Raw genomic sequence first — 1,050 nt, forward strand, 5'->3', positions numbered from 1 at the left:
TAGAGCATGATGTTTTTATACGGAAACATAGCCTGAATTTTTGAGATAGTTGGCGCACTCCTCTTTTCTTTGGAGAAGATATCGAGGAGTTCGCCGACCTTGCGCCACGTCGCTTCGACATCACGTGTCTGGGCAGCCCGCATCAGGTGTTTGAGCTTGGCGAAGACCTGCTCGATCGGATTGAGGTCGGGGCTGTAGGGCGGCAGGAAGAGGAGATGCGCTCCTGTTGTGCGGATGGCGTTGCGGGCAGCCTTGCCTTTATGGCTGCCGAGGTTGTCGAGGATGACGACCTCGCCTTTTGCCAAGGTGGGCGCCAACACTTTCTCGACATAGAGCGTGAAGAGCTCACCGTTGATGGGACCGTCGATGACCCAGGGCGCGCTGATCCGGTCGTGGCGCAGCGCTGCGATGAAGGTCATGGTCTTCCAGTGGCCAAAAGGCGCAGATGCTTCAAGACGCTGCCCGCTCGGTCCCCAGCCGCGCAGTGGCGCCATGTTGGTTTTGATCCAGGTCTCGTCGATAAAGACCAGGCGTGAGGCCTCGATCCTGCCCTGATGGGCCTTCCAGCGTGTCCGTTTACGCGCGATATCGGGGCGGTCTTGTTCGGCCGGCCGGAGCGTTTTTTTTGAAGCTCAGCCCCTCGGCGTGAACGAACGTCCATACCGCCCGCACGTCTGTTTTGATCCCGCGCGCAGCCAGTTCCTGCGTCAGCTTCCGCAAAGTGAATGGTCCGGAGCGAATGCGTTTGCGCAGCCAGTCGGCGTTGGGGCCGGACAGAACCGGCTTTTTATGACCGCCGATCTTGCCGGGAGAAAGGCTTCCGGTCTCCCTCCGCAGATTCTTCCACTTCGTCACACAGGAAGGGCTGATCTGAAGCGCTTCGGCAATCGAACGAACCGTCTCGCCAGCCTCAGCCCTCGCCAGAGCGAGTTCGCGAAGGTCTTCCGAATAGGGTCGCGTCATCCATGCTGGCCCCCATTCCCCAGCCATGGAGTTTGAATCAGAACTCATCCCCTCTGGGAATCCCGATTCCGGCAAAAAACAACATGC

1 pseudogene is annotated in these 1,050 nt (G+C 59.0%); it reads right to left on the reverse strand.

Annotated elements, in window-relative coordinates:
- Positions 1–15 precede the first annotated feature (15 nt).
- Positions 16–963, reverse strand: a pseudogene (locus tag H8A95_RS43205) (IS630 family transposase).
- Positions 964–1,050 lie beyond the last annotated feature (87 nt).

Source organism: Bradyrhizobium oropedii, from assembly GCF_020889685.1.
Classification (GTDB): Bacteria; Pseudomonadota; Alphaproteobacteria; order Rhizobiales; family Xanthobacteraceae; genus Bradyrhizobium; species Bradyrhizobium oropedii.